The sequence below is a fragment of the Sphaerisporangium sp. NPDC049457 genome (assembly GCF_055586705.1).
Genome location: NZ_JBVJHR010000014.1, coordinates 261,969 through 282,208, shown reverse-complemented (window position 1 = coordinate 282,208; position 20,240 = coordinate 261,969). Strand labels below are relative to the sequence as shown.

Genomic DNA, 20,240 nt, shown 5'->3' with positions numbered 1-20,240 from the left:
ACGGTGCGCGGGTTGTAGGTCTGGGCCCACCGGGTGATGTTGGCGTCGATCTGGTCGATGCGCCAGCCGGGGTGTCCCTCGTGGTCGTGGTCGCCGAGGTTGCCCGGTCCGTTGAACTGCGAGCCGACGAAGTCGATGGTGTAGCGGCCGGCGGCGAGTCGCTGCCACAGTCCGATGCGGTATCCGCCGGGCACCTGGGTGCCCTCGGTGATCGAGTCGCCCAGCGGCATGACCCGTACCCCGCCGTTGGACTCGGCGCTGGCGACGCCCATCCCGGTCGCCGTTCCCGTCGCCACGGCCACGGCCAGAATGAACGCCGCGGCGATCCGTTTCTTCCACATACGCGTGTTCAATCCCTCTCCACGTCCGAGCAGGTTCATTACAGCCGAGTTTTCGTCAACGTGAACATGCCTGGCTGCCCGGAATGCTCATCAAGGAAATGCCACAAGGTCGCGGTTCACGTATCCGCGGCTTCGGAAGTTCCACCGCTTGTACGCGAACCGCTCAGCGAGGGGGCGACTATGAGGGCGGACCGCGGGGACGCGGTATCCGTTTCGGATCTCACGGTGCTCTAGTCGCCGGCGTGTCGAGGGAAGATGAAATTGTTAGCGCTAACTTTCCTATCTGTCGTGTTTCCTGCGCTGTCGACTGGATGGCGGTGGTGGTGGGCGGAGCAAACCTGAGGCGCGGAGGCGCTGTCAAGGATCCCGGGCGCGGGGCACTGCGGACACGCGAGGACGACAGGGCCGCTCATCTGGTGTTATCGATGGCCGCCGCACCGATCGGTTAATGCGTTGTGATGAAAATTTCACGCATGACGCGGTTCGCCCGGCGTGATGAGGATCGCCGAGGAACTCCCGGTGAAACGAGCCGCCGCGACGGTTCATAGGCCCGGGACGGGCACCGGAGTATGCGCGGGCGTTCATGCCGGGCGAACGGGTGTTCATGCCGGGCGAAGCGGCGTCCGCACCCCGCAGGGACCCCGAAACATTTATGCAGCCTTGACACGTTTCGGGAATGTTTCCACACTAAGCTCTCGAGGCGGTCCGCTCCTGTCAACCGGTGGTGCGGGGCAGGGACCGTCTTCTGCGACGCCTTGGTGGTGTGCGTTCCCGGTGCTTGGGACGCGGCGTCGACCCCGCGGGAGGTCTCCGCGTCTTCCGGCTCTTTTCTCGCTTTCCTTATTCCTTTATGGAGGCTCAGGCATGGGCACGAACGCCATACCCCCACCCTTGACCCGGCGATCTCGCCGCGGTCTGCGGACCGTGCTCGCGGGCGCCGTCGGCGTGCTCAGCACGGTCACGGTGCTGACACTGCCGGGTACCGCCGGCGCGGCCGAGAGCACGCTTGGCGCGGCGGCGGCGCAGAGCGGTCGGTACTTCGGCACCGCGATCAGCACGAGCAGGCTCGGCGACTCGGCGTACACCACCATCGCGAACCGTGAGTTCAACATGGTGACGGCCGAGAACGAGATGAAGATCGACGCCACCGAGCCGAACCAGAACCAGTTCAACTTCAGCGCCGGTGACCGGGTCTACAACTGGGCGGTGCAGAACGGCAAGCGGGTGCGCGGGCACACCCTGGCCTGGCACAACCAGCAGCCCGGCTGGATGCAGGGCATGTCGGGCAACAACCTGCGCCAGGCGATGATCAACCACATCAACGGCGTCATGGGCCACTACAAGGGCAAGATCGCCTACTGGGACGTCGTCAACGAGGCCTTCGCCGACGGCAACTCCGGCGGCCGCCGCGACTCCAACCTCCAGCGCACCGGCAACGACTGGATCGAAGTCGCCTTCCGCACCGCCCGCAACGCCGACCCGGCCGCCAAGCTCTGCTACAACGACTACAACATCGACAACTGGTCCTGGGCCAAGACCCAGGGCGTCTACAACATGGTCCGCGACTTCAAGCAGCGCGGCGTCCCGATCGACTGCGTCGGCCTGCAGAGCCACTTCAACGGCAACAGCCCCTACAACTCCAACTACCGCACCACCATCTCCAGCTTCGCCGCCCTCGGCGTGGACGTGGCCATCACCGAGCTGGACATCCAGGGCGGCTCGGCCAGCACCTACCAGGCCGTGACCAACGACTGCCTGGCGGTGGCCCGCTGCGTCGGCATCACCGTCTGGGGCGTGCGCGACACCGACTCCTGGCTCGGCTCCGGCGCCAGCGCGCTGCTGTTCGACGGCAACGGCAACAAGAAGGCCGCCTACAACTCCGTCCTCAACGCGCTGAACAGCGCCACTCCCAACCCCACCCCCACGCCGACTCCCACCGGCCCCGATCCCACACCGACGCCGACTCCCACGAACCCCGGTGGCGGCAGCGGCGAGATCAAGGGCGTCGGCTCGGGCCGTTGCGTGGACGTGCCCAACCGCTCCACCACCGACGGCACCCAGGTGGCGTTGTGGGACTGCAACGGGCAGGACAACCAGACCTGGACCGCCACCTCGTCCGGTGAGATCAGGGTCTACGGCAACAAGTGCCTGGACGCCGGCGGCACCGGCAACGGCGCCAAGGTCCAGATCTACTCCTGCCACGGCGGCACCAACCAGCAGTGGCGGTACAACTCCAACGGCTCCATCACCGGCGTGCAGTCCGGGCTGTGCCTGGACGCCGTAGGCCAGGGCACCGCCAACGGCACCCTGATCCAGCTCTACTCCTGCCACGGCGGCACCAACCAGAGGTGGACCTGGAACGGCGGCGACACCAGCACCCCCACGCCCACCCCGACGGTGACCCCGACTCCGACTCCGACGCCGACCGGCGGTTTCTGTGACCTGCCGTCGACCTACCGGTGGACCTCGACGGGTTCGCTGGCCAACCCCAAGTCGGGCTGGGTGTCGCTGAAGGACTTCACCAACGTCGTCTACAACGGCAAGCACCTGGTGTACGGCACCACGCACGACTTCGGGTCCAGCTGGGGCTCGATGAACTTCGGCACCTTCACCAACTGGTCGGACATGGCCTCGGCCAGCCAGAACACCATGAACTCCGGCACCGTGGCGCCCACGCTGTTCTACTTCGCGCCCAAGAACATCTGGGTGCTGGCCTACCAGTGGGGCGGCACCGCCTTCACCTACCGCACCTCCAGCGACCCCACCAACGCCAACGGCTGGTCCTCGCCCCAGACCCTGTCCACCGCGAGCATCTCCGGCTCCGGCACCGGGCCGATCGACCAGACCCTCATCGGCGACGACCAGAACATGTACCTGTTCTTCGCCGGCGACAACGGCAAGATCTACCGCTCCAGCATGCCGATCGGCAACTTCCCCGGCAGCTTCGGCTCCAACTACACCCAGATCATGAGCGACTCGACCAACAACCTGTTCGAGGGCGTCGAGGTGTACAAGCTCCAGGGCCAGAACAAGTACCTCATGATCGTCGAGGCGATCGGCTCGCAGGGGCGCTACTTCCGCTCCTTCACCGCCACCAGCCTCAGCGGCTCGTGGACCCCGCAGGCCACCAGCGAGAGCAACCCGTTCGCCGGCAAGGCCAACAGCGGCGCCACCTGGACCAACGACATCAGCCACGGTGACCTGGTCCGCAGCAACCCCGACCAGACCAAGACGGTCGACCCCTGCAACCTGCAACTGCTCTACCAGGGCCGCAGCCCCAGCTCCAATGGTGTGGACTACGGCCTGCTGCCCTACCGTCCCGGCGTGCTCACCCTGCAGCGCTGACCACCTGACCCGTCCCATCCCGCGCGGCGCCGACGTTCACGGCGTACGAGGCACACGCCGTAACCACTGAACGTCGACACGGCCCCTGCGATCAGGACCGGACGGAACCCGACCGGCGGGCTCGGCACACCACCGAGCCCGCCGCGTCATGTGCGGGGGCCGTCACGAGGCTCCTCCTGTGCGGACGGCGCCGGGACACCGTCATCGGTTACCGGCGAATGGGCCTTCGCGCCGTTCTCGGGGGTATCGCGAGCGGTCCGCTTCACCTACCGTTCTCCTTCAAGTGCGGGGGTGAGGCGGCGCACGCGGCGCCGGCGGCGGCGAGGAGGGTGATCGCGTGACCGATTCCGGTACAGGCTCCATCCCGGAGCGGACTCCCCCCTGGCGGTACGCCATCGGGATGTTCGGCACCTCGATCCCGATCAGCATGATCAAGGGGTCGATGATCATCTACTACGTCGACATCCTCGGGCTCGACGTCCGCGCGTACGGCGTGGTGATGGTGATCTACGCGGTCATCGACGCGATCGACAACCCGCTGCTCGGTCACCTCTCGGACCGCACGCGAAGCCGGTTCGGCCGGCGCCGGCCGTGGTTGCTGGTCGGCGCGCCGATGCTCGCGGCCTGCATGATCGCGTTCTTCTCCGCGCCGGCCTCGCTGCGGGGGGCCGGCCTGGTGCTCTGGTTCGCGGTGTTCGCGATCCTGTGCGAGGCATTCGACTCGATGCTCAACGCGAACTACGGCGCGCTGCTCCCCGAGCTCTACCCCCGGGAGCGCGATCGCGCCGTCGCCAACGGCCTGCGCCAGGGCTTCCAGCTGCTGGCCCTGGTGATCTCGCTCGCGGTCACCCCGTTGCTCACGACCGGGGTGTTCGGCACCGAGGAGTCCACGGAGGGCTTCCAGACCACGGCGGTCATCTACGGCGTCATCGCGCTCGCCGTGATCGTGTTCATGGCGCTCGGCGCGCGCGAGAATCCCCGCTACTCCACCCGTGAGCGGCCGCCGCTGCTGCGCAGCCTGTGGTCGATCGTGCGCGAGCCGCTGTTCTGGACGGTCGGGCTCACCGGCGCCTGTTACGGGATCGCCATGGCGCTGGTCCTGTCGGGCGTCCAGCTGTACGTGCGGTATTCGCTCGGGCTGCCGGTCGGGAACGCCCTCTTCCTCCAGGGCGTCGTCATCCTCGTCTCGGCGGGCGGCCTTGCGGTGTGGACGCGCGTCGTCGCGCGCCGCGGCGCCCTGCGGGCCTGGCGGCTCGCCTTCGCGGTCCTCGCGGCCGGCTTCGCGGCCCTGTTCTTCGCCACCGACCTGGTCACGGCGATCGCCGCGGGGGTGCTCGTCGGAGCCGGGTGGTCGGGAATGCTCGCGACGAACGACCTCATCGTCGCGCGCGTGCTCGACGCCGACGCGAGGCGCAACGGAGAGCACCGCGAAGGGCTGTTCCTGTCCGCGTTCGGCTTCTTCGGCCGGCTCAACGGGATCGTGACGGGACTGGCGCTCACCTCGCTCGGCGTGCTCTTCGGCTACAACTCCGGCGACGATCCCGGTACCAGCACCGGGCTCGCGTTCCGGGTGTACCTGTGCGTGTACCCGTTCGCGCTGACGGCGGCCGGCGCGGTCGCGGCACGGTTCATCTCGGTCCCGATCGAGCCGCCGCCCACGACCGCCGGTCCTGCCGAGCCGCCGCCCGCCGGTCCAAGGGACGAGTCAGCCGTGGAGGGCACCCGATGACCCGCCGCGTCGTGATCACGGCGGACGACCTCGGCCGTGAGCCGGGGACCACGGAGGTCGTCGTCGCGCTGCTGGCCGCGGGGCAGGTCAGCGCGACGACGCTCATCCCCGTCTCACCCGCGGCCGAGCGGGCCGCCGGTCAGGTACGCCGGCTCGGCGTCGTGCCGCGGCTGCACGTGACGCTCACGAGCGAGCGCGGGCTGCCGCGCTGGCGGCCGCTCGGCGGCGCGGCGAGCGTCGCCGATCCGGACGGGACGCTCAGCGACGATCCGTTCGTTCTCGGCGCCCGCGGCGAGGCCGGCGACGTCATGCGCGAGGCGGAGGCGCAGCTGCGGTGGATGCGCGACCGGGGCCTCGCGCCCCAGGCGGCGGACTCCCACGCCGGCACCCTCTACGGCCTGCACGGCCGATCGTGGCTCGGCCAGACGATCGAGTGGTGCGCGGGCCACGGCTTCGCCTTCCGGCTGCCCCGTGACCCGCAGCCGTACGTCGGCGCGCCGCTTCCGCCGCCGCTCGCGGCCGCGCACGAACGCGCCGTCGCCCTCGCCGACGCGCTCGGCGTGCCCATCCCGCAGACGATCGCGACCAACCGGCGCACGGCGGACGAGCTCGGCTGCTACGAGCGGCTACGCGATGACTACCTCCGCAGGCTCGCGGACCTGCCCGAGGGGACGAGCGAGTTGTTCCTGCACCCGTCCCGGCAGGACGCGGTCGCGGGACCGGACGGCGTCGTGCGGGCCTGGGAGGCGCGGCTGCTGCGCGATCCGGTGTGGCACGACGCCCTCGCCGCCGAGGACGTCGAGGTCGTCGGCGACTGGTGGACGTGACCCGGAGCCCGCCGCCCGCGGATCCGCCGGTCCTGCGTGGTGGCCGGGCGAACGTCGTGACGGCGGACCGGCGGGAGCAGCCCCCGCCTTCCGCGCGCCGATGAAACGTTCGTTCCCGCGGGCCGGACGAAGCGGCGACCGCCTCCGATCAGAGCAGCTCAGCGCGCCGGAGGAACCGAGGGTGCGCGGCGCTGGACCTCCCGGTCGTTGACGGCGGTCGCGGGGTCGTATTGACTCCGCCGTACCGGCACACGCCGTCATGCCGGATGAGCGACTTTGATGCCCCGATCGTTGTTAGCGCTAACAGCATGCTTTCTCTTCTGTCCCTCCCGCGATGCCCCGGTGCGGCAGGCATATCGTCCGGCGCATGGTCGCGTGGCGATCATTCGTACCTCGGCCCGGCGAAACGTGCCTGGTGACTCCGGCATTCGCGCCACCCCCTGAAAAGCAGAGGTCAATGATGCTCGTTCGGTCGCAGTTGCGGCATGCGAAGAAGGCGCTGCTGTCCGTGGGCGCGGTCGTCGCGCTCGCCGCCGGCCTGCTGGGCGGCGTCTCCACGCCGTCGCAGGCCGCCGCGTCGCTGTCGTGTGACATCTACGCCTCGGGCGGCACGCCGTGCGTCGCGGCGCACAGCACGACCCGTGCGCTGTACGGCGCCTACAGCGGCTCGCTGTACCAGGTGCGCCGTTCCTCGGACAACGCCACCCGCAACATCGGCGTGCTGGGCGCGGGCGGGGTCGCCGACTCCGGCGCGCAGGACTCCTTCTGTTCCGGCACGACATGCGTCATCAGCGTCATCTACGACCAGTCCGGCCGGGGCAACCATCTCACCCCGGCGCCCCCCGGCGACTTCTCCGGGCCGGCCTCGGGCGGGTACGACAAGCCCGCGAACGCGACCTCGGCGCCGATCATGGTCGGCGGCCGCAAGGCCTACGGCGTCTTCGTGACCCCCGGCGTCGGATACCGCGACAACAGCACCAACGGCGTCGCCAGGGGCGACCAGCCGGAGGGCATGTACGCCGTGTTCGACGGCACGCACTACAACAACGGCTGCTGCTTCGACTACGGCAACGCCGAGACCAACAGCCGCAACAACGGCAACGGCACCATGGAGGCCATCTACTTCGGCGACAGCAAGTACTGGGGCTACGGCTCGGGCAACGGTCCCTGGATCATGGCCGACCTGGAGAACGGCCTGTTCTCCGGGGTGAACCAGAGGTACAACGGCGGCGACCCGAGCATCGCCCACCGGTTCCTGACCGCCATCGTCAAGGGCGAGCCCAACCACTGGGCCATCCGGGGCGGCAACGCGCAGTCGGGCGGCCTGTCGACCTTCTACAACGGGCCGCGTCCCAACGTCTCCGGCTACAACCCGATGAGGAAGGAAGGGGCCATCATCCTCGGCATCGGCGGCGACAACAGCATCAGCGCCGCGGGCACCTTCTACGAGGGCGTGATGACCTCCGGCTATCCGTCGGACGCGACCGAGAACGCCGTGCAGGCCGGCATCGCCGCCGCCGGATACTCGACGCTGGGCGGCGGGACGCTCACCCCCGGCTCGTCGATCTCGCTGCGCGCGATGACGGCCTGCTGCACCGACCGCTACATCCGCCACTACAACGACAAGGCCGTCACCTCGGTGATCGCCGGGTCCAACCCGTCCGTCGACAGGAACGACGCCACCTGGATCGTCCGCAGCGGCCTGGCGAACAGTTCGTGCGTGTCGTTCGAGTCGAAGAACTACTCCGGCGACTACCTGCGGCACTACGACTACGTGGTGTACCGGCAGCACAACGACGGCAGCTCGCAGTTCGCCGCGGACGCCACCTTCTGCCCGCAGGCCGGCAAGAAGGGCCAGGGCACCTCGTTCGCCTCCTACAACTTTCCCGACCGGTTCATCCGCCACTACTACGACACCGTCTACATCGCCAGCAACGGCGGCTCGCACAACTTCGACATGACCACCTCCTGGGCCGACGACGTGAGCTGGGTCCTCACCCAGCCCTGGGCGTAGCCGCCGACCACCGACCCGAGCCGCCTCACTCCCCGGGGGCGGCTCGGGGCACGGGCCGCCCGTCCGGCCCACGAGGGGCCGGGCAGCACGTGCGGTCAGGATGGCGGTGAGATCGACGGGCGCCTGTGCCGTCGGAGCAGGCGCGCGGCGAGGACGGAGAAGTAGCCGAACCCGATGGTGATGCTGATGCGTTGCCACAGGCCGTGGTAGCTGCCGGTCTGGGTGTCGGCGTCGTACTGGGCGACCGCCATCAGCAGCGTGGTCATGGCCAGGGCCGCGCTGGTGATCGAGTACCACATCCAGGCCCGTTGGTGGTCGGCGGCGAAGCGGGTGGCGAGCACAAGCCGGGCCGGGTGAGGCTGTCGAGCAGCAGCACGACGACGTACAGCGCCGGTCCGAGGCCGGCCATGAGCAGGAGTTTGGTGCGCGTCATGCCAGCGGCTCCCGAGCGGTGGCGCGGCGGACGGCGACGGCGACCGCGAGGAGCCAGGCGATGAACGCCGCGGCCATGAGCCGCTCGCCGAGGCCGGTGGCGGAGCGGCTGGCGAGCAGGCCGCCGAGTTCGTTGTCGAGGATTCCTGTCGCCCAGAAGAGCAGGTAGCCGGTCGGCGGCAGGATCGCGAGCCGCCGCAACCGTGGCGTGTTCGTCGCCGTGGCGACCGGCTTGGTGAGCAGCGGTGCGGCGAGGGCGAGGCAGGTGAACGACAGGATGCCCGCCGCGGCGTGGATCGCGCCGGCGGTGGTGACGAACCGCGGGTCGGCGGGGTCGATGGGGTCGGTCGGGAACGCGCCGACCGCCACCATGCCGAGCCCGGCGATGACGAGCGCCGCGAGGCCCGCGCGCGGCCGCGGTGAAGGCAGTGCCGCGGCGACCGCCATCGCGATGGCGAGCGTGCCCAGGCCGAACGCCAGGGCGGCGAAGCCGAGCAGCCAGCCGTGCGGCCCGAGGACGTACTCGCTGACGGTGATGCTGATCGGGTCTCGGCCGGGATCGACGAGGTGCAGGACCGCGACCAGCACCACGAACACGAGAACCCCTGCCATCCCGAGGGTCGCCAACCTGCCGGTATCCCTGTGTTGGCCGATGTCGGACTTCATCATGACCTACACTGTAGACGTGGACTACAACGTAGACAGCATTCGGGTCGCCGGGGCGCGGTTGCACACCGAGATGACGGGCACGGGTCCGGCACTGGTGCTGATCCCCGGTGGTGGCGGTGACGCCGAGATGTACGCCGAGGTCGTCCCACTGCTGGCGAGGCGATTCACCGTGATCACCTACGACCGGCGCGGGAACTCCCGCAGCCCTCTCGACGACGAGTCCGCCCCGATCGCCGTCGCCGATCAGGCGGCCGACGTGGTGGCCGTGCTGGACCGGCACGGGATCGAGCGGGCCCATGTCTTCGGCAGCAGCGGCGGCGCGATCATCGCGCTGGAGGTCCTGGCCGGGCACGGCGACCGGTTGCTGAGCGCGGTCGTGCACGAGCCGCCGCTGGTGCAGATCCTGCCGGACGGCCCGGAGCGGCGGGAACTGGACGAGCTGCGCCGGATCGCGGACACCGAGGGACCGCTGCGCGGGTTCGTCGCCTTCGCGGCGATGACCATGCCCAGACCGCCCCGGTCGTTCCAGACCCGCACCGGCCGGGCGGTACTGGCCTCGATGATGCGGGCCATGCTGGTCTTCGGCGCGATGTCGCGACGGCTGACCGGGCGTCCACCGGGGGGCATGCAGCGCCTCCTGGGCAACGCCGACATCCTCTTCCGCCGCGAGCTGCCCGCGTACTGCTACGACTACGACCCCGACCTCGCGGCGCTGGGATCGGCCCTGAGATCGGCCGGGGTACGCTGGTGGCCGGCCACCGGCCGGGACAGCGTGGGCCGCCCCTACCACCGGCCCGCGCACGTCCTGGGTGAGAAACTGGGCGTGCCCTGCGTGGAGTTTCCGGGCGGGCACACCGCATACCAGCAGCACCCCGAGGAATTCGCCCGCCGCCTGACCGAGCTCCTGGACACATGATCAACGACGAACGCCCCCGCCGGCCGCGGCCGGTCGCGCCGACCAGACCGACGCTGAGCCGCGAGTACATCGCAGCCATGGCCCTCGCGCTCGTCGACGACATCGGGCGGGACAAGTTCTCCATGCGCAAGCTCGGCGCCGGACTCGGCGTCGACCCGATGGCCGTCTACCGGTACTTCACCGACCAAGAGGCCCTGTTCGACGGCATCGCGGACACACTCTTCGTCGAACTCGACGTCGAGACGCTGCCCTGGGAGGGGCCCTGGCGTGATCTGGCCGAGCAGTACATCCGCCGCCTGCGGGACACGCTGCTCGCCCACCCGCACGCGGTGACCATCTTCGCCACCCGCCCGGTCCGCTCCCCGGCCGCCATCGAGACCGGCAACCGAATGATCACACTGATGACCGAGGCGGGCTTCACCCCCGGCGACGCCCTGCGTGTCCTGCGCTGTCTGCGGGAGTTCACCATCGGCCACGCTCTCACCCTGGCCGTGCTCCAACTCGGCGGCGAAGGGCGCAGCGGGAAGCCGGCGCCGGAGTCACCGGAGTACAACCTGCTCGCCCGCAGCGCCGACGAGGCGGGCGCCGACGGCCACTTCGACCTCGGCCTCACCGCCATGCTCGACAGCTTCGCCCTGCTCATCAGTTGAGGGCACAGACGCGCGCGCACCGTTGCGGCGGCATTCGCGGCGTCAGTTGGACGACGGGTCCCCGTTGTCGGCCAGGAGGTCGTGGAGGGAGCCGAGCAGGCGGAGGCCGGCCGCTCGGCGGCTCTCGCTGCCGTTGGCCAGGGCGGCGACGATGGAGACGACGTCGCCGAACTCGCCGTCCGCGCCGTCCAGGATCCGCCGGGCGTGGCGGCTGCGCTGGACGATGCGCAGCGCCACCGACGCCTGCGCCGCGAAGAGCGTCAGCTCGTGGATGCCCGCCCGCGTCCGGGGGTCGGGGTCCAGCACTTCCAGCACGCCGAGCGCCTCGTCCTCGTGCACCAGCGCGACGGCCATCAGCGCCTCGGGGACGTACGAGGTCGACTCGGCGATGTCGCGGGCGAACACGGTGCTCGTCGACAGGTCCTCGACGATGATCGCGTCCCTGGCGTTCAGCACCCATCCGGCGATCCCCCTGGTGGCGGGGAAGCGCCGGCCGACGAGGAACTCCTCGCCCCGGCCCGAGACGGCCTCGAAGACCAGGTCCTCGTGCTCCTGGTCCACCAGGAAGATCGAGCTCGCGCCGGCCCCGAAGATCGCGCGCGCGGTGTCGACGATCGACTGGAGAAGCGTGCGATGGTCCCGGTCGGAGTCGGCCACGGCCGCCGAGACGGCCGCCACGACCTCGCTGTTTCCGTTCACAAGGCCTCTTTCACGTTCTGCGCGGTCAGGTAGAGGACGGTCTTGACCTGGAAGGGGGTGAGGCCCGGATGCTTGCCCAGGATCAGCGCGCAGTAGCCCGCGACGTGGGGCGTCGCGAAGCTGTTCCCGGTGCACCTCGTGCGCCCGCCGCCCGGCCAGGCCACCTCCACGTCCGCGCCGTGGGCGAAGAACTCCACGGGAGGCCGGGGGTTGTAGAGGATCAGACCCGGATCGCCCCGCGTGTGGCTGCCGACGGAGACGACCGAGGAGAACCGCCAGGGGAAGCTCTCGACCGGCAGGTTGTGCGCGGCGGCCACCAGCACGGTCTTGCGGAAGTAGGCCAGGTCGCCGAGTTCGCGCAGTGGCTCGGCCAGGTGCCTGCGGTTGGTGGACAGGCTGAGGCTCACCACGTCGAAGCCCTGCTCGACGGCCCAGCGCAGGCCCGTGACGAACGCCTCTCCCGTGCCGGAGAACTTGCCCCCCAGCACCTGGACGCTGTACAGCTCGCACTCGGGGGCGATCGAGCGGATGATCCCGGCGCAGGCGGTGCCGTGCCCGCAGGCGTCGCCGCCCTCGCTCTCCCTGACGACCGAGCGGCCGTCGTCGCCCCGCACGACGGCGTAGGACCCGTGCACCGGGGCCACCAAGGGGTGGGCGTGGTCGACGCCGCTGTCCACGACGCAGACGCGGACCCCGCGTCCGGTGGCGTCCCCCCACGCCCATTCCGGGGTGACCGTGAAGTCGTCCGCCGCCGAGACCGCGATGTCGTCCTCGGCGCCGAGCCGCCAGGTGAGCGGCGGCGAGGCGGTTCCCGGATCCGCGCCCGCGGTGCTGGGGAATGTCATCGAGCCCCCTCTTCGAGGGAAGTCTCACCGGGCCCGGTTAACCAACGGTTCTGCGCCGGTATAGCGCCGCTTGTGCGCGCAGAACATACCGATATCCAACCGTGAGTGAACCGCGTTTTAGCCGCCCCCGCCCACAATGACGTCACGTTCGAAGGGGTGCGTCTATGGCGGACATCGCGGTGGAGACCAGCGACCTGCGAAAGACCTACGTCACCTCCTCCGGGGTGACCGAGGCGGTGACCGGCCTCCGCCTGGAGGTGCGGAGGGGGGAGCTGTTCGGGCTGCTCGGGCCGAACGGGGCGGGGAAGTCGACGACCATCGGCATGCTGACCACGCGAATCCTGCCGTCCGGCGGCGTGGCCACGGTCTGCGGGGCGGACGTGGTGCGCGACCCTCTGGCGGTCAAGCGGCGCATCGGCGTCGTGCCGCAGTACAACAACCTGGACCGGCAGCTGACCGCGCTGGAGAACCTGGAGTTCCGCGGGCGCTACGCCGGGCTTTCGGTGCGCGAGGCCAGGCGGCGGGCGCTGGAACTGCTGGAGCTGTTCAGCCTGGAGGCCCGCGCCGGGGCGAAGGTCACCGAGATGTCGGGGGGCCAGGCGCAGCGCGTGATGATCGCCCGGGCGCTGATGCACCGTCCCGACGTGCTGTTCCTCGACGAGCCGACCTCGGGGCTCGACCCGCAGACCCGGGTGAACCTCTGGGACGTCCTGCGCCGGATGCGCGCGGACGGCCACACGATCGTGCTGTCGACCCACTACATGGAGGAGGCCGAGTCGCTCTGCGACCGGATCGCCGTCATCGACCACGGCGCCGTCCTCGCGTGCGGCGCGCTGGAGGAGCTGAAGGCGGAGGGCGGCCCAGAGACGGTGCTGGCCCTGACCTACGACGGCGACGCCGAGAAGATCGTCGCGCAGGTCCGCCAGATGGACGGGGTCCTGAGCGCCGAGGCGTCGGGGACGAGCCTGCGCGCCTTCACCAGGGTGCCCGAGAGCATACTCGCCGCCCTGGTGCTGGTCGGTCCGGACGCCGGGCTGTCGCTCACCGACGTACGGGTCGTCCGCCCCAGCCTTGAGACCGTGTTCCTCACTCTGACCGGGCGGGAGTACCGAGAATGACGGCATCGACCATCGCACCCCCCGCGGCCGCGCCGGCCGCCGGCGCGCGGCGCGGCTACGGGCACACCTTCGCCGCGCTGCTGGCCAGGGACCTGCGGGTGATGCGGCGCGACCTGTTCTCCTTCGTGGCCCGCACCGTGATCCAGCCCGTGCTGCTCATCTTCGTCTTCGCCGTGGTGCTGCCGCGCATCGGCTTCGGCGCCGGACAGGCGTTCGCCGCGGGCGACCGGCCCCAGGCGTTCGCCACCATCCTCGTGCCGGGCCTGGTGGCCTCGGGCATCGTCATCCAGGGCATCTTCGCCGTGACGACCCCGCTGGTCATGGAACTCTCCTACACCAGGGAGATCGACGACAGGGTGCTCGCCCCCATCCCGGTCTGGGCGGTGGCGGTGGAGAAGATCGTCTTCGGCGCGGTCCAGGGGCTGGTGGCCGGCCTGGTGGTGTTCCCGGCGGTGCTGCTCATCCACGGCCCCGGAGAGGTTCCGGAGATCGACTTCAGCGGCTGGCCGCTGCTCGCCGCCGTGCTCGTGCTGTCCAGCCTGCTCACGTCCTGCATCGGCCTGCTCATCGGGACGCTGCTGCCGCCCCAGCAGCTCAGCACCATCTTCGCGATCTTCATCGTGCCGATGATGATGCTCGGCTGCGTGTACTACCCGTGGGCGGCGCTCGAGCCGCTGCGGTGGCTGCAGATCGGCGTGCTGGTCAACCCGCTCATCTACGTCAGCGAGGCGCTGCGCGCCGCGCTGACCCCCGGGGTGCCGCACATGCCCCTGCCGGTCGTGCTCGCGGTGCTCGTCGCGGGAACGCTCACCACGGGCGCGCTCGCGCTGTGGTCGTTCAAGCGGCGGCTGGTGGGCTAGCGGTGGCTGACGGGCAGGCGGTGGCTGATAGGCAGGCGGCGGCGGATGGCTCGGCGGTGGCGGGTGGTCCGGCGATGGGGGGCGGGGCGCCCCGCGACGGGGCCGGCGACCTCGTCGGCAGGGACGCCGAACTCGCGAGCCTGCGCGACCTCCTCGCCCCCGGCCGGCTGGTCACGCTGACCGGCGCGCCGGGCGTCGGCAAGACCCGGCTGGCGCAGGCGTACATCCGCGCGTGGGGCGATGCCTACCCGGGAGGCGTGTGGTTCGCCGACCTGGCCGGCGGCCACGACGACCTGGACGGCGTCACCCCCGGCGACGGGCCGGCGCTGCTGGTCCTGGACACCTGCGAGCACCTCGCCGAGAAGTGCGCCATGATCGTCTCGGCGCTCCTCCGCGAGCATCCGGCGCTCGCCGTGCTCGCCACGAGCACGGAGTCGCTGGGCGTCCCCGGGGAGCTCACCTGCCGCCTCGCCCCGCTGACGGTGGCGCAGGCCGCCGCGCTGTTCGCCGAGCGCGTGGCGGCACAGGGACGGCCGGCCGCTCCCGGGGCCCAGGCCGCGATCGAGCAAATCTGCCGACGCCTCGACGGGCTCCCGCTGGCCGTCGAGCTCGCCGCCGCCCGGGCCGTGATGCTGTCGCCCGGGCAGATCGCCGAGCGGCTGGACGACCCGCTCCAACTGCTGTCCGGCGGCAGCCGCGTGGCGCACGCGCGGCACAGGTCTCTGCGGGCGGCGCTGGACTGGAGCCGCGAGCTGCTGTCGGGCGACGAGCAACTGCTGCTGCGCAGGCTCTCGGTGTTCGAGGACGGCTTCGTCATCGACGACGTGGAATGGGTGTGCTCCGGCGGTGAGATCACCTCCGACCGGGTCGTGGACCTGCTCGCACGGCTGGTGTCCAGGTCCCTGGTCGAGTGCGACACCACCGGCGTCGTCACCGGCTACCGGCTGCTGTGGGTCGTCCGCCGCCACGCCGGGCAGGGGATGCCCGCCGCCGAGGCCGAGGCCGTGCGGCTCCGCCACGCCGAGTACTACGCGAGGCTCGCCGAACGCGCGGCGGAGGCCGTCACCAGCGGCGCGGCGGCGCCGCACTTCGACCGCGTCGAGGCCGGCTACGCCAACATGCGCGCGGTCCTGCGCTGGTGCGTCTCCGGCGGCCCCCTGCTGGTCGGAGCCCGGCTGGCCGGCGCGCTTGAGACGTACTGGGTCGTGCGGGGACGGCTGCGCGAGGGACGCGGCTGGCTCGCCTCGCTCGCGGAGGCGGGCGGCTCGGCGCCCGTCCCGCTTCCCGACCGGGTGGTGGCGGCCACGACGCTGAGCACGGCGGTGCTGTCGTACGCGCTCGGCGAGTTCGCCGAGGCGATGGCCGCCTGCCGCCGGGCGCTGGACCTGTTCGCGGCCGCCGCGGACGAGGCGGGGCAGCGGCGGGCGCTGGCGGTGCTGGCGGCGGTGAAGACGATGAGCGAGCCGGCCTCCGCCTCCCGCACGCTCGCCGAGATCACGACCCCCGGCCCCGGCCCGGAGGGCCGGGCGTGGGCCGGGGTCCCCCTGGCGCTGCTCGGTTACGCGCGGCTGGCCGCCGGGGACCTGGCGGGGGCCCGCGCGGCCCTGGAACGGTGCGTCTCGATCGGCCGCAGGTACGACTCGGAGCTGAGCCTCGGCACCGGCCTGCTCGCGATGGCCAGGGTGGCCCTCTACCAGGGCGCGTACGGCGAAGCCGAGCGCGCGCTCGACCAGGGCCTCGCCGTGTCGCGGAAGATGGGCGACGTGTGGGGCAGGGCCGTGGCGCTGCGCGGGCTCGGCCAGGTGGCCGCCTGCCGCGGCCGGTACGGCCAGGCGAGGGAGCGGCTCGTCGAGGCGGTCGAGATCGCCCGCGCCGTCGGATCGCCGCCGCTGCTCGGCGACTGCCTCGACGCGCTCGGCAGGATGCTGCTCGACGTGGGGGAGTACGAGGCGGCCAGAGAGGCGTTCTCCGAGGTCGCCGAGCTCGGCACGCGCACCGCCGCCCGGTTCGCCGCGATGGGCCTCGCGGGGCTCGGCGGCGCGGTCCTCGGCGCCGAGGGCGGCGGCCCGCTCGCGATCACCTTCGCGGAGGAGGCCCTGGCCCGCGCCCGCGAGAGCGCCGACCGGCCGCTCATGTGGTGGTGCCTGCACACCCTCGGGCGCGCCACCCGCGACAGCGACCCCGGCCGCGCCGCCGCCACGCACTACCAGGCGCTCAAGACCGCCGCCGACATGGGCCTGCGGGCGCAGACGGCCGACTCGCTGGAGGCGGTCGCCGGCGTCCTCGCCGAGCAGCGCGGCCACGCGCGCGCCGCGCGGCTGTTCGGCGCCGCCCAGTCACTGCGCGACCGGCTCGGGCTGTGCCGGCCGCCGGCCGCGACGCCGCGGCATGAGTCCGACCTGGAGGGCGTGCGGGCCGCGCTCGGCGCCGAGGGGTTCGCCTCGGCGTGGGCCGAGGGCGCCGGCATGGACGAGGGCCGGGCCGTGGCCTACGCGGGCCGCGGGCGGGGGCCGCGCGGCCACGGAGTCGGCTGGGCCGCGTTGACCAGGGCGGAGCGGCAGGTCGCGTTGCTCGCCTCCGAGGGGCTGACCAACCGGGAGGTGGGCGAGCGGCTGTTCGTCTCGCCGCGCACGGTGCAGGCCCATCTGTCCAGCGTGTTCGCCAAGCTCGGCATGGCCTCGCGCAGGGATCTGGCCCGCGAGGTCGACTCGCGGAACAGATCCCTGCGCCGGCAGGAGTCAGCCGTCCCCGCCTGGCACGACCACCCCGGCGGAGCACAGGACGCGGAAGGCCGCGTCGCATACCTGGACGGTCAGCTCAGTCCCTGACGTGGCCCGCGTCTTGTCCCGCCACTCCGCCACGGTGATGCCGGGGGCCGCCGCCTCGAACGCGGCGGCCAGCGGACCGGTCAGCTCATAGCTCACCGAGCCGCCCGCGGGGAACACGTAGCCGTGCCGGCCGCGGGTGAGAGATCCGAAGGCGAGGGTGAAGTCGCGCAGCAGGAGGTGGACCGGGTAGTCGAACCAGCGGACCTCCTCCGGCGCGACGCGTTCGACGAGCGCGTCGTCCGCCAGCCGCGGCGGCGCCGGGACGGCCGCGTCCCGCTGGAGCCGCAGGGCCTCGTCCCAGGCGAGCCCGTCGAGCAGCAGGCTCCGCTCGTCGGGCGGGAACGACGAGGTCTCCGCCTCGATGTGGGCGGCGGGATCGGCCAGGTCCACGCGGTCGGCGAAGTCCGCCACGTCCAGGCCGGGGACCGCGACCATGCAGCGCAGCAGCGTCGGTGCGGCCTCCTGCAGCGCCTCGACCCGCCGGGCGAACACCATCGCCGCCTGGTAGTCCTCGGTGCCGAACCCGCGGGACCGCACGACGAGCGGCGGCTGGAAGTCGAAGAACTCGATCCCGTACTCCTCCGCGTACTCGAAGTAGTCGGTTCCCGGGAACGCCATCAAGGGCGCGAAATGCACCTTCTCCACCCCGCTGGCGAAGGCGAAGCGCACGCTCTCGCGGACCTTCTCGGCGTTGTCGCCCGGCATGCCGATGATGATGTCGGCGGCCAGGGCGTGGTTGTGGTGGCGGCGGATGAGCGAGGCCACCTCGGCGAACCGCTGGCGGTCGAAGCGGCGGGCCGCGAGCTGCAGCGTGCCGGTGTCCGACGACTGGATGCCGAGCGTGATCACCCGGCATCCCGCGCGGTTCATCGCGCGGATGTAGTCGAGGTCGACGTGCTTGACGTCTGGGTAGACGTCCACGACCGTGCCGTGGTTGTGCGCGGCGATGATCTCGAACGTCTCCATCGCCCGGTGCCGGGAGATCCCGAGGTGCGCGTCGCACATCCGCAGGAAGGGGATGCGGGCCTCAAGGAGGTAGGTGAGTTCGCGCTCCACCCGCTCCATCGGGAACGCGCGCAGTTTGGGCGCGCTGTAGAGGCAGAACCGGCACTTCTGCCGGCATCCCCGGCCGGTCTCGTACGCCAGCACCGCGCCGGGCCGGCGGCGCAGGATCGGCTCGATGGGCAACGTGTCCTTGGTGAACACCAGCGGCAGCGTGGACAGGTCGACGTCGGGCGGGTCGTCGTTGTGCACGGGCTCGCCGTCCACCCGCCGGGTGAGCCCGGCGACGGACGCCGGGTCGCCGTCGGCGGCCAGGGTCCGCAGCAGCTCGGGGTAGGTGTCCTCCGCCTCGCCGCGCAGCACGTAGTCCAGCCAGCTGCACTCGTTCAGCAGGTGGGCGGCCATCCGCCGGGAGTTCGCCTGGGCGCCGCCCCACACGATGCGGCAGCCGGGCAGGTGCCGGCGCACCATGCGTCCCATCCGGGCGAACTCGTCGTGGTTCCACACGAAGGCGGAGAACGAGATCACGTCGGGGCGGTAGTCGAACAACCGCGCGAGGAAGGCGTTGTAGTGCCCGAGGTAGTCCTCGGCGAGGCTGCCCACGTCCTCGTGGAACCACACCTGGTGCTCCACCTCGGCGGGGGAGACCCGGTCGGCCACGGTGGCCCTGATCAGCTCGACGCCGAGGGAGAATCCGTCGTCGTTGGAGTAGACGAGCGCGGCCTTCATGGTCATGACGCCTTCCCCGAGATCGCTCGCGCCGCCGTGGCGGCCCGCAGCTCGGCGGCGAGCCGGTCGAAGGCCGCCGTCGCCCTGCCGTGCATGCTCTGGTACACCTCGGCCGTCTCGGCCGCGCCGGCGGCGAGCGCCCGTTCCGCGATCTCCAGCAGGTCCGCCGAGGCGTGGTCCGGCCGGTAGGTCCAGTAGCGGTCCTCCATGCCGAGCTCGGAGGTCAGCTCGTGCAGCTTGCTCGTCCCGTTCATCGGGCTCCAGAACGGGTCGACGGCGACGAACGGCACTCCGGCGCGCATGGCCAGGATGGCGCTGTGGTAGCGCGAGACCAGCACCAGGTCGCACTCGGCCATCGCCGCGGTCAGCTCGGTGGCGTCGGCGGAGGGCAGCCTGCGCACCTCGGCCCCGGGGATCGGGCGGGCGAGCCGGGCGCCGGTCTCGTCGTCGCCGTAGATGTTCGGCACGGTGATGAACGAGAGGTCGGCCCGGCCGGCGAGCTCGATGAGCGTCAGGCCCAACTCGGTCACGAACCCGAACCTCGCCGACCGCGCGCCCGGATCGGAGATCTCGGCCGCCACCTGCTCGGGAGGCAGGCACAGCGCAGGGTCGGGCGGGCACCGGCGGGCGAGGTCGCCGCCGACGAGCTGGACGATGAGCCGGCTGGTCACCCCGGGCGCGCCCACCGCCACGCCGATCAGCGGCCGGCGGCGCCGCCGCCGGGCCGGAGGGGGCAGCGGCGTGAGCGCGAAGGACGGGTCGGGGACGACCGGCGCACCTCCCATGCGGGCCGCGGCCTGCGCGCCGCGCACGGTCAGGTGGTCCAGCCGCTCCCGCGTCGCCGCGAGGTGCGCGCGCCACACGTCGCGATCGGCCGGCGGGGTGCCGTCCTGCAGGCCGACCCCGTGCCAGGCCACCCACGCGCCCGGGTCGAACGCCCACGGCGCCGGCCCGAGGCAGAACACCTGCATGATCGAGTGACGGAACGGCGGGCCGCTCCACACGCCGCCGGCCATCACGACCGCGTCGAACGACCCGGCGCCCGGCCACCGGCCCTCCCGGTCCAGCCACAGGGGCGTGGGCCGGTCGGAGTTGCTCCACGGGCAGAAGTGCTGGAAGGTCGCGCCCGGCAGGCGGCGGGACAGCTCGGCCTCGGTGACCGCGGCGAGCAGGCGGTCACCGGCGTTCGGCAGGCTGCTCCCCGCCCAGATCGCGATGCGCTGTGTCATCCGGCGC

The 20,240-nt window shown here is 71.6% G+C and carries 15 protein-coding genes and 1 pseudogene; 9 read left to right on the top strand and 7 right to left on the bottom strand.

Going from position 1 to position 20,240, the window contains the following annotated elements; genetic code table 11:
• Nucleotides 1–353, bottom strand: a pseudogene (locus ACZ6QO_RS23160) (SGNH/GDSL hydrolase family protein); the annotation flags it as partial.
• Nucleotides 354–1,205: 852 nt separating this feature from the next.
• On the opposite strand from ACZ6QO_RS23160, the gene ACZ6QO_RS23155 reads away from it, so the two are divergent.
• The 4 genes from ACZ6QO_RS23155 (at nt 1,206) to ACZ6QO_RS23140 (ending at nt 8,256) form a co-directional block, all read left to right on the top strand.
• Nucleotides 1,206–3,686, top strand: a complete 2,481-nt coding sequence (locus ACZ6QO_RS23155; RefSeq protein WP_465853661.1) for a non-reducing end alpha-L-arabinofuranosidase family hydrolase — start codon at nt 1,206–1,208, stop codon at nt 3,684–3,686.
• Between the two features lie 337 nt (nt 3,687–4,023).
• Nucleotides 4,024–5,415: an MFS transporter gene (locus ACZ6QO_RS23150; RefSeq protein ID WP_465853660.1), complete on the top strand. Its 1,392-nt coding sequence runs from the start codon at nt 4,024–4,026 to the stop codon at nt 5,413–5,415.
• Complete coding sequence (locus ACZ6QO_RS23145) at nt 5,412–6,242, top strand: carbohydrate deacetylase (protein ID WP_465853659.1); 831 nt, start codon at nt 5,412–5,414, stop codon at nt 6,240–6,242. Before ACZ6QO_RS23150 ends, ACZ6QO_RS23145 begins: the two co-directional genes overlap by 4 nt.
• Nucleotides 6,243–6,699: 457 nt before the next feature.
• The gene (locus tag ACZ6QO_RS23140; RefSeq protein ID WP_465853658.1) at nt 6,700–8,256 is read left to right on the top strand and encodes an alpha-L-arabinofuranosidase B; all 1,557 of its coding nucleotides are present in this window, start codon (nt 6,700–6,702) and stop codon (nt 8,254–8,256) included.
• A gap of 95 nt (nt 8,257–8,351) precedes the next feature.
• Here ACZ6QO_RS23140 and ACZ6QO_RS23135 read toward each other — a convergent pair whose 3' ends face one another.
• Together ACZ6QO_RS23135 and ACZ6QO_RS23130 are read right to left on the bottom strand one after the other, a co-directional pair.
• The gene (locus ACZ6QO_RS23135) at nt 8,352–8,597 is read right to left on the bottom strand and encodes a hypothetical protein (RefSeq protein ID WP_465853657.1); all 246 of its coding nucleotides are present in this window, start codon (nt 8,595–8,597) and stop codon (nt 8,352–8,354) included.
• An 88-nt stretch (nt 8,598–8,685) separates the two neighbouring features.
• Nucleotides 8,686–9,300, bottom strand: coding sequence for a DUF998 domain-containing protein (locus ACZ6QO_RS23130; RefSeq protein ID WP_465853656.1), 615 nt, complete (start codon nt 9,298–9,300; stop codon nt 8,686–8,688).
• A 73-nt stretch (nt 9,301–9,373) separates the two neighbouring features.
• Between ACZ6QO_RS23130 and ACZ6QO_RS23125 the strand changes: the two genes are divergently transcribed.
• Both ACZ6QO_RS23125 and ACZ6QO_RS23120 read left to right on the top strand, forming a co-directional pair.
• The gene (locus tag ACZ6QO_RS23125; protein ID WP_465853655.1) at nt 9,374–10,273 is read left to right on the top strand and encodes an alpha/beta fold hydrolase; all 900 of its coding nucleotides are present in this window, start codon (nt 9,374–9,376) and stop codon (nt 10,271–10,273) included.
• Nucleotides 10,270–10,923 (top strand): TetR/AcrR family transcriptional regulator C-terminal domain-containing protein, encoded by a 654-nt coding sequence (locus ACZ6QO_RS23120; RefSeq protein WP_465853654.1) that lies wholly within the window; start codon nt 10,270–10,272, stop codon nt 10,921–10,923. The genes ACZ6QO_RS23125 and ACZ6QO_RS23120 overlap by 4 nt, the downstream gene beginning before the upstream one ends.
• Nucleotides 10,924–10,965: 42 nt before the next feature.
• On the opposite strand, the gene ACZ6QO_RS23115 is transcribed toward ACZ6QO_RS23120, so the two are convergent.
• Together ACZ6QO_RS23115 and ACZ6QO_RS23110 are read right to left on the bottom strand one after the other, a co-directional pair.
• The gene (locus ACZ6QO_RS23115; protein WP_465853653.1) at nt 10,966–11,622 is read right to left on the bottom strand and encodes a GAF domain-containing protein; all 657 of its coding nucleotides are present in this window, start codon (nt 11,620–11,622) and stop codon (nt 10,966–10,968) included.
• Nucleotides 11,619–12,467 (bottom strand): S8 family serine peptidase, encoded by an 849-nt coding sequence (locus ACZ6QO_RS23110; protein ID WP_465853652.1) that lies wholly within the window; start codon nt 12,465–12,467, stop codon nt 11,619–11,621. Before ACZ6QO_RS23110 ends, ACZ6QO_RS23115 begins: the two co-directional genes overlap by 4 nt.
• A gap of 164 nt (nt 12,468–12,631) precedes the next feature.
• On the opposite strand from ACZ6QO_RS23110, the gene ACZ6QO_RS23105 reads away from it, so the two are divergent.
• The 3 genes from ACZ6QO_RS23105 to ACZ6QO_RS23095 are packed head-to-tail and all read left to right on the top strand — an operon-like array spanning nt 12,632 to nt 17,273.
• A complete protein-coding gene (locus tag ACZ6QO_RS23105) occupies nt 12,632–13,585 on the top strand; it encodes an ABC transporter ATP-binding protein (RefSeq protein ID WP_465853651.1) in 954 nt (317 codons plus the stop codon).
• Nucleotides 13,582–14,445: an ABC transporter permease gene (locus ACZ6QO_RS23100; protein ID WP_465853650.1), complete on the top strand. Its 864-nt coding sequence runs from the start codon at nt 13,582–13,584 to the stop codon at nt 14,443–14,445. Before ACZ6QO_RS23105 ends, ACZ6QO_RS23100 begins: the two co-directional genes overlap by 4 nt.
• 20 nt (nt 14,446–14,465) lie before the next feature.
• On the top strand, nt 14,466–17,273 hold the full coding sequence (locus tag ACZ6QO_RS23095) for a helix-turn-helix transcriptional regulator (RefSeq protein ID WP_465853649.1): 2,808 nt from the start codon (nt 14,466–14,468) through the stop codon (nt 17,271–17,273).
• Here ACZ6QO_RS23095 and ACZ6QO_RS23090 read toward each other — a convergent pair.
• Nucleotides 17,184–19,010: a B12-binding domain-containing radical SAM protein gene (locus ACZ6QO_RS23090; RefSeq protein ID WP_465853648.1), complete on the bottom strand. Its 1,827-nt coding sequence runs from the start codon at nt 19,008–19,010 to the stop codon at nt 17,184–17,186. The genes ACZ6QO_RS23095 and ACZ6QO_RS23090 overlap by 90 nt on opposite strands.
• Entirely contained in the window at nt 19,007–20,233 is a 1,227-nt protein-coding gene (locus ACZ6QO_RS23085) for a polysaccharide pyruvyl transferase family protein (RefSeq protein WP_465853647.1), read from the bottom strand. The genes ACZ6QO_RS23090 and ACZ6QO_RS23085 overlap by 4 nt, the downstream gene beginning before the upstream one ends.
• Between the last annotated feature and the right edge of the window lie 7 nt (nt 20,234–20,240).